This is a genomic window from Streptomyces sp. NPDC007346, assembly GCF_040703535.1.
In the GTDB taxonomy this organism is placed as follows: Bacteria; Actinomycetota; Actinomycetes; order Streptomycetales; family Streptomycetaceae; genus Streptomyces.
Genome location: NZ_JBEYKR010000228.1, coordinates 1 through 7,401 on the forward strand (window position 1 = coordinate 1; position 7,401 = coordinate 7,401).

The window sequence follows — 7,401 nt, forward strand, 5'->3', positions numbered from 1 at the left end:
TCCACCGTCAGATCATCGGTGAAACCCCGGTCACCGGTCGCGTCGGGCACGTACTTCACACAGACAACGATCCTCAAGCTCACGCCGGCTCTCCTACTGCATCGTCATTTCTGGGCTGCCTTGTTGCACGCAGCATAGGCGCCTTACAGGGCCGTTTCCGGTCAGGCCGACCGGGCTCCCAGCCGATATTACTCGCCAGTACACCCAGTCTCTTACCCCTGAGCAAGCGCTCCGCACTGTGACCTTGCCAACGGCGGAACGCCCCCTGCGCGCGGCTTGCTCGCCCTCAGTCTCGCAGAGCCGTGAAGCGCCCCTGGTGGTAGACCAGCGGCCGGCCGGCCCCCGACGGATCACCGGCCACGGCCTCGGCGATCACGATGCGGTGGTCGCCGGCCGGGACGCGGGCCACGACCCGGCAGACCAGCCAGGCGGAGACGTCCGCCAGCAGCGGAACACCCTCGGGGCCGCTGCTCCAGTCGGTGGACGGGCCGAAGCGGTCGGCGCCGCTGCGGGCGAAGGTGGCGGCCAGCTCCTGCTGGTGCTCGCCGAGTATGTGCACGCCGACGTGCTCGGCCTCGGCCAGCACCGGCCAGCTGGAGGAGGACGTCCCGATGCCGAAGGAGACCAGCGGGGGCTCGGCGGCGACGGAGTTGAGCGAGGTGGCCGTGAACCCGACCGGCCGGCCGTCACCGGTCGCCGTGATCACGGCGACTCCCGCGGCATGGCGGCGGAAGACGGAGCGCAGAAGCTCCGGCGAGGCCTTGAGGGTGGGGGCGAGTTCGGGCGAGGCCGTCATGACGGTGTCCTTCTGCGGGAGGGGCGTACGGGGGCGTGGTTGCTCAGGCACCCGGACAGCGCGCACTCGCGTGGCGTGCGAGGTCCACATGGACCCGGCCGTAGAGAAGGAGTTCTGGCGGCATAGCGTCAGACTGACGATGCGTGGTGGGTGCAGTCAAGGGTGTTCCGCCATGTGGGAGATGCGTCACGGTCCGTCATATGGCCCGCCCCAGGGCCGCGACGACGTCGACGGTGCGGGGCTGGCCGGAGGCGCGGCGGACCACCTCGCCCGCGCGGTCGAGCACGAGCACGGTCGGCGTCTTCGTGATGTCGAGCCGCCGCACCAGCGTGAGATGCGCCTCGGCGTCGATCTCGATGTGCGCGACCCCCTCGACCATGGCGGCCACCTCCACCAGCCTGCGGCGGGTGGCCCGGCACGGCTGGCAGAAGGCGCTGGAGAACTGTACGAGCGTCGCCCGCTCCCCCAGTTCCGCGCCGAGTTGGGCCGCGTCGAGCCGCTGCCGGGGTGTCGCGCCGTCCACTGCCGCCTCCTGATCAGAGCTCATCGTAAGGAGTCAGCACCGGCCGGCCGCAGGACATTCCCGCAGCTTGGAGGCGACGCGCACGTGACGAGAATCTCGCGTTCCGGGCCCACCGGGACTGGCCACGGGCCCGCGCATGGGGCAGCATCGCCACAATGCCGAAAACCTACGGCTGCGTAACTTCCGCCGGGAGAATCCTCCCCAGGCGCTGAAGAAGGGTCTTCCCCAGATGGCAGAACTCGTCTATCGACCGGTCATCGGCGCCGCTCGCACACTGTTCAAGGCGCTCGACCTGAAGATCGACACTCAGGGTTCGGAGCACATCCCGAAGACCGGCGGCGCGGTGTTGGTCAGCAATCACATCAGCTATCTCGACTTCATCTTCACCGGGCTGGGCGCCCTGCCGCAGAAGCGGCTCGTCCGCTTCATGGCGAAGGAATCGGTCTTCCGGCACAAGGTCTCCGGTCCGCTGATGCGCGGGATGAAGCACATTCCGGTCGACCGCAACCAGGGCGAGGACGCGTACGCGCACGCGCTGCGCTCGCTGCGTTCCGGTGAGATCGTCGGCGTCTTCCCCGAGGCGACCATCTCGCAGTCGTTCACGCTGAAGAGCTTCAAGTCGGGTGCCGCGCGCCTCGCCCAGGAGGCCGGGGTCCCGCTGATCCCGATGGCGCTGTGGGGCACCCAGCGGATCTGGACCAAGGGGCGGCCGCGCAACTTCAGGCGCAGCCACATCCCGATCACCATCCGGGTCGGCGAGCCCGTGGAGGCGCCCGCCGACCAGTACGCCGGTGCGATCACCCGGCGGCTGCGGGAGCGCGTGCAGGAGCTGCTGGAGGCCGCTCAGCGGGCGTACCCGGTGCGCCCGAAGGACGCGGCCGACACGTGGTGGGTGCCCGCCCATCTCGGCGGTACGGCCCCGACCCCCGCCCAGGTCCGCGAGCTCGGCTGACCCACCCGCCTTTCCTGTGAGCCCCCGGCGCGCGCCGCCGGGGGCTCACAGGTGTGTGGGGAGGCTCCGCAGGAGTTCCGAGCGGTCGCGGACGCCGTGCAGGGCGCGGAGGATCTCGGGGGGCGGGGTGGCGTGGAGGGCCGGATAGTCCACCTCGCCGATCTCCTCGCGTACCGCCCAGGCCAGCCGCTCGGCCCCGAGGGAGAACCGCGCGTCGACACCCGGTTTGTTGCCCCGGGGGTCCACCCGGGCCCAGCGGTCGTGGCCGGGGAGCCGCAGCGCCACCAGGCCGTGCACCCCCGGGCCGGTCCCGTCGTCGTCGGTGAGCCTCTGGTAGCAGAGCCCCGCCGGGATACCGCGGGCCCTGAGCAGCGCGGTGAGCGCGAAGGACTTGGCGTAGCAGATGCCGTTGCGGGTGGCGAGGACCTCGGAGGCGCGCCGGGCGACGCGTGGATCGCCCGAGTCCGCGGAGTGCGAAATGGTGTCGCGTACGTACGCGAAGGCGGTACGGGCGTATGTGTATGCGTCGTCGGCCTCGTGCGTCAGCTCGGCCACCGTCTCCCTCACGACAGGATGTCCGTGGTCGATGACTTCGTCGGCGGCCAGATAGGCGGCGATGTCCGGGGTTTGCTGGATCAGTTCCATGGCCCCGGAGCGTACGAAGCGGCCGACCGGGAATCAATCGATTTCCGGTCGGCCGCATACTCATGCAATGGAAGGGTCCGCTACCGGGCCATCTCTTCCTTGAGTGCCTGGAGGAAGGCGTCGACGTCGTCCTCCCGGGTGTCGAACGCGCACATCCAGCGGACGTCGCCGGCGGTCTCGTCCCAGAAGTAGAAGCGGAAGCGCTTCTGCAGCCGCTCGCTGACCGCGTGCGGCAGCCGGGCGAAGACGGCGTTGGCCTGGACCGGGTAGAGGATCTCCACGCCGTCGATCGCCCGGACGCCCTCGGCGAGCCGCTGGGCCATGGCGTTGGCGTGCCGGGCGTTGCGCAGCCACAGGTCCTTGGCGAGCAGCGCCTCCAGCTGGACGGAGACGAAGCGCATCTTGGAGGCGAGCTGCATGGAGAGCTTGCGCAGGTGCTTCATCGCCCGGACCGCGTCGGGGTTCAGCACCACGACGGCCTCGCCGAACAGGGCGCCGTTCTTCGTGCCGCCGAAGGACAGCACGTCGACGCCGACGGTGTTCGTGAACGTCCGCATCGGCACGTCCAGGGAGGCGGCGGCGTTGGCTATCCGGGCCCCGTCGAGGTGCACCTTCATGCCGCGCTCGTGGGCGTGGTCGCAGATGGCGCGGATCTCGTCGGGGGTGTAGACGGTCCCCAGCTCGGTGTTCTGGGTGATCGAGACGGCCTGCGGCATGGCCCGGTGCTCGTCCTCCCAGCCGTACGCCTGCCGGTCGATGAGCTCGGGGGTGAGCTTGCCGTCCGGCGTGGGTACGGTCAGGAGCTTGATGCCGCCCATCCGCTCGGGCGCGCCGCCCTCGTCCACGTTGATGTGCGCGGACTCGGCGCAGATGACCGCGCCCCAGCGGTCGGTGAGCGCCTGGAGGGCGACCACGTTGGCTCCGGTGCCGTTGAAGACCGGGAAGGCCTCGGCGGTGGGGCCGAAGTGGCTGTGCATGACGCGCTGGAGGTGGCCGGTGTAGTCGTCCTCGCCGTAGGCGACCTGGTGGCCGCCGTTGGCGAGGGCGATGGCCGCGAGGACCTCGGGGTGCGCGCCGGCGTAGTTGTCGCTGGCGAACCCGCGCACCTGCGGGTCGTGGTGCGCTCGCGCGTCGGTCCTCACGTTTGCGGGGTCAGCCACAGGCGCCTTCCGTTCACTTCGGGGGCGGGCTCGTCCCAGACGCCGGCGATGGCCTCGGCCAGCTCCGCGACGTCGGTGAAGCCCGCGAATTTCGCATTCGGGCGCTCGGCGCGCATCGCGTCGTTCACCAGTGCCTTGACCACCAGGATCGCAGCAGCGGCCGCGGGGCCGTCCTCGCCCCCCGCCTTGCGGAAGGCGTCGGCGAGCGCGAGGGTCCAGGCCTCGGCCGCGGCCTTGGAGGCGGAGTACGCGGCGTTGCCCGCGGTGGGCTTGCCGGCACCGGCGGCGCTGATCAGCAGGTACCGGCCCTTGTCGCTGCGCTGGAGGGGTTCCTGGAAGGCCAGGGAGGTGGACTGGACGGTGCGGATGAGCAGCTTCTCCAGCAGTTCCCAGTCCGCGAGGCTGGTCTCCTGGAACGTGGCGCTGCCGCGCCAGCCGCCGACGAGGTGGACCAGGCCGTCGATCCGGCCGAACTCAGCCTCGGTCCGCTGGGCCCAGTCCCGGGCCGCGTCGAGGTCGAACAGGTCGACGGTCTCCCCGGTGACGGTCGCGCCGCCGTGGGCGTAGCGGGCGGCGTCCACCGCCTCGGCGAGCCGCTCAGGATTGGCGTCGCAGCCGACGACGGTCGCACCGGCCTCCGCCAGTCGCAGCAGCGTCGCGCGGCCCGCGGGCCCCGCCGCTCCGGCGACCGCGATCACAGCACCTTCGAGCACACCTGTCCCCTCACCCTTACCGGTCTTGTTCATGGCCACCGCCTCCTCGGGAGATGCGTTCACGCGGCTGCCTGCTCGGCGCTCGCGGCGGTGATTCCCTTGGTGGAGGCAATCACGTGCTTCAGCTTCTTGGCGAGCGCCTCATAGAACATGCTCAGGGGAAACTCGTCCGGAAGCACGTCGTCGACGAGCTTGCGAGGGGGCTGAGTGAGGTCCAGGGCGTCGGGACCCTTGGCCCAGGTGGACCCGGGGTGCGGGGCGAGGTAGGTGGAGACCAGGTCGTAGGCGGCGAACCAGTGGACCAGCTTGGGGCGGTCGATGCCGTCGCGGTAGAGCTTCTCGATCTCGGCGCAGAGCTGGTTGGTGACCTGGGGGGCCAGCTCCCAGTCGATCTTCAGCGTGTTGTCGGTCCAGCGGACGACGTCGTGCTTGTGCAGGTAGGCGAAGAGCAGCTGACCGCCGAGGCCGTCGTAGTTGCGGACGCGCTCGCCGGTGACGGGGAAGCGGAACATCCGGTCGAAGAGGACCGCGTACTGGACGTCACGGCCGTGCGCGTTGCCCTCGGCCTCCAGCTTCACGGCCTCCTTGAAGGCGGTGAGGTCGCAGCGCAGCTCCTCCAGGCCGTACATCCAGAACGGCTGGCGCTGCTTGATCATGAACGGGTCGAACGGCAGGTCGCCGTGGCTGTGGGTGCGGTCGTGGACCATGTCCCACAGGACGAACGCCTGCTCGCATCGCTGCTGGTCGCCGACCATCTCGCGGATGTCCTCGGGCAGCTCCAGGCCGAGCAGCTCGACGGAGGCCTCGGTGACGCGGCGGAAGCGGGCGGCCTCGCGGTCGCAGAAGATGCCGCCCCAGCTGAAGCGCTCGGGGGCCTCGCGCACGGCGATGGTCTCGGGGAAGAGCACCGCGGAGTTGGTGTCGTACCCGGCGGTGAAGTCCTCGAAGGTGATCCCGCAGAAGAGCGGGTTGTCGTAGCGGGTGGCTTCGAGGTCGGCGAGCCACTCGGGCCAGACCATCTTCAGCACGACCGCTTCGACGTTGCGGTCCGGGTTGCCGTTCTGCGTGTACATCGGGAAGACGACCAGGTGCTGGAGGCCGTCGACACGGTTCCGCGCGGGCTGGAAGGCGAGCAGCGAGTCCAGGAAGTCCGGTACGCGGAAGCCGTCGGCGGCCCAGCGGCGCAGGTCGGTGACGAGCGCACGGTGGTATTCGGCGTCGTGCGGCAGCAGCGGGGAGAGCTCCTCCACCGCGCCGATCACCCGCTCGACGACGCGCTCGACGGTGGCGGGGGACGGTGCGCCCTCGGCGTCGAAGTCGATGGAGCCGTCCTTGGACTGCCAGGGGCGGATCTCCTCGACGGCATCCCTGAGCGCGGGCCAGGCCGGGTGCTCGACCACCCGGGGGGCAGTAGTTATCGCGCCGTCGGTGGCATCGTGCACAAGAATTTCCGTCATAACACTTCCTCCACGGGAGAACCTCGCGTAGAGCCACCGTAGCCGCGCCGGGTTGCTTCACACAAGTGAAGCCCTGGAGATTATCCTGCCGACCCCCTATGGTCACCGCCGTTTTTCCTGTCGTAAGCCGGTCGTGCGCACAGTTCCATCAGCCCCCGCCCCCTCCGGCCGACCGGGCCCGCACGGTGGCAGACATCCACGGCCCCGGCCACTACCCTCCCCAGTTCCGTAGTGCCGTAGCTCCGTGCGGGCAGCAGCAGTCGGCGGTCGGCCGCCGGCGGAAACGAGGTCGCCTTGTCCTTTCTCACCCTGGGTCACCGCGGAGTGATGGGCGTCGAGCCCGAGAACACCCTGCGCTCCTTCGTCCGCGCGGAAGCGGCCGGGATGGACGCCATCGAGCTGGACCTCCACCTCAGCAAGGACGGCGCTCTCGCCGTGATGCACGACGCCGACGTGGACCGCACGACCGACGGCACCGGGCCGATCGCCGGCAAGACCCTGGCGGAGCTGCGGGAGCTCGACGCCGGGAAGGGGGAACGGGTCCCGGTCTTCGAGGAGGTCCTGGACGCGGTGGACGCCCCGCTCCAGGCCGAGATCAAGGACGTGGCGGCCGCCAGGGTCCTGGCGGAGGTGATCCTGGCCCGCGATCTGGTCGGGCGGGTGGAGGTCTCCTCGTTCCACGACGAGGCCGTCGCCGAGATCGCCCGGCTGGTGCCGGGGGTCCGTACGGTCCTCGTCGCCAGCCACTGGGGCGGGGACGTCGTGGAGCGGGCGAAGGCGGCGCGCGCGGCGACACTGGCGCTGAACATCCGCCGGCTCACCCTGGAGGTCGTGGAACAGGCGCACGCGGAGAGCCTCAAGGTGATCGGCTGGGTGGTGAACACCCAGGACCATCTGCGCCTCGCGCGGGCGCTGGGGCTGGACGGCGCGACCACGGACTTCCCCGAGATCCGCCGTACGGGCCGCTTCACCGCCTGAAGCCGGTGCGCCCCGCTCCCCTGTGGCGTCCGCCTGCCCGAACCCGGGGGCTTGCGCCTAGGGTGTGTCCGGCGGATCAGGGCCGGAGAGGCCGCGGCGTCTGGTGCGGTGCATCGCAAGGCGCTGGAACGTCCTCATCGCGGAGCGATTCGGGCGTTTCGGCAACGCCGCGAGGTG

The 7,401-nt window shown here is 70.4% G+C and carries 8 protein-coding genes and 1 pseudogene; 2 read left to right on the forward strand and 7 right to left on the reverse strand.

Annotated elements, in window-relative coordinates; translation table 11 throughout:
• From AB0917_RS32690 to AB0917_RS32700, 3 genes and pseudogenes are all read right to left on the reverse strand, one after another.
• Positions 1 to 83: pseudogene (locus AB0917_RS32690) on the reverse strand (electron transfer flavoprotein subunit beta); the annotation flags it as partial.
• Positions 84 to 286: 203 nt separating this feature from the next.
• A complete protein-coding gene (locus tag AB0917_RS32695; protein WP_366823340.1) occupies positions 287 to 796 on the reverse strand; it encodes a flavin reductase family protein in 510 nt (169 codons plus the stop codon).
• Positions 797 to 992: 196 nt separating this feature from the next.
• Positions 993 to 1,343, reverse strand: coding sequence for a thioredoxin family protein (locus AB0917_RS32700; RefSeq protein WP_366823341.1), 351 nt, complete (start codon positions 1,341 to 1,343; stop codon positions 993 to 995).
• Positions 1,344 to 1,548: 205 nt separating this feature from the next.
• On the opposite strand from AB0917_RS32700, the gene AB0917_RS32705 reads away from it, so the two are divergent.
• Positions 1,549 to 2,271, forward strand: a complete 723-nt coding sequence (locus AB0917_RS32705; RefSeq protein ID WP_366823342.1) for a lysophospholipid acyltransferase family protein — start codon at positions 1,549 to 1,551, stop codon at positions 2,269 to 2,271.
• A 45-nt stretch (positions 2,272 to 2,316) separates the two neighbouring features.
• On the opposite strand, the gene AB0917_RS32710 is transcribed toward AB0917_RS32705, so the two are convergent.
• The 4 genes from AB0917_RS32710 to AB0917_RS32725 all read right to left on the reverse strand — a co-directional run bounded on the left by AB0917_RS32710 (position 2,317) and on the right by AB0917_RS32725 (position 6,246).
• A complete protein-coding gene (locus AB0917_RS32710) occupies positions 2,317 to 2,916 on the reverse strand; it encodes a transglutaminase-like domain-containing protein (RefSeq protein ID WP_366823343.1) in 600 nt (199 codons plus the stop codon).
• Between the two features lie 80 nt (positions 2,917 to 2,996).
• On the reverse strand, positions 2,997 to 4,058 hold the full coding sequence (locus AB0917_RS32715; protein ID WP_366823347.1) for a low specificity L-threonine aldolase: 1,062 nt from the start codon (positions 4,056 to 4,058) through the stop codon (positions 2,997 to 2,999).
• The gene (locus AB0917_RS32720; protein ID WP_366823344.1) at positions 4,055 to 4,822 is read right to left on the reverse strand and encodes an SDR family NAD(P)-dependent oxidoreductase; all 768 of its coding nucleotides are present in this window, start codon (positions 4,820 to 4,822) and stop codon (positions 4,055 to 4,057) included. The genes AB0917_RS32715 and AB0917_RS32720 overlap by 4 nt, the downstream gene beginning before the upstream one ends.
• A 26-nt stretch (positions 4,823 to 4,848) precedes the next feature.
• Positions 4,849 to 6,246, reverse strand: coding sequence for a DUF6421 family protein (locus tag AB0917_RS32725; RefSeq protein ID WP_366823345.1), 1,398 nt, complete (start codon positions 6,244 to 6,246; stop codon positions 4,849 to 4,851).
• A gap of 294 nt (positions 6,247 to 6,540) precedes the next feature.
• Here AB0917_RS32725 and AB0917_RS32730 point away from each other — a divergent pair, with 294 nt between their 5' ends.
• Positions 6,541 to 7,224 (forward strand): glycerophosphodiester phosphodiesterase family protein, encoded by a 684-nt coding sequence (locus tag AB0917_RS32730; RefSeq protein WP_366823346.1) that lies wholly within the window; start codon positions 6,541 to 6,543, stop codon positions 7,222 to 7,224.
• Positions 7,225 to 7,401 lie beyond the last annotated feature (177 nt).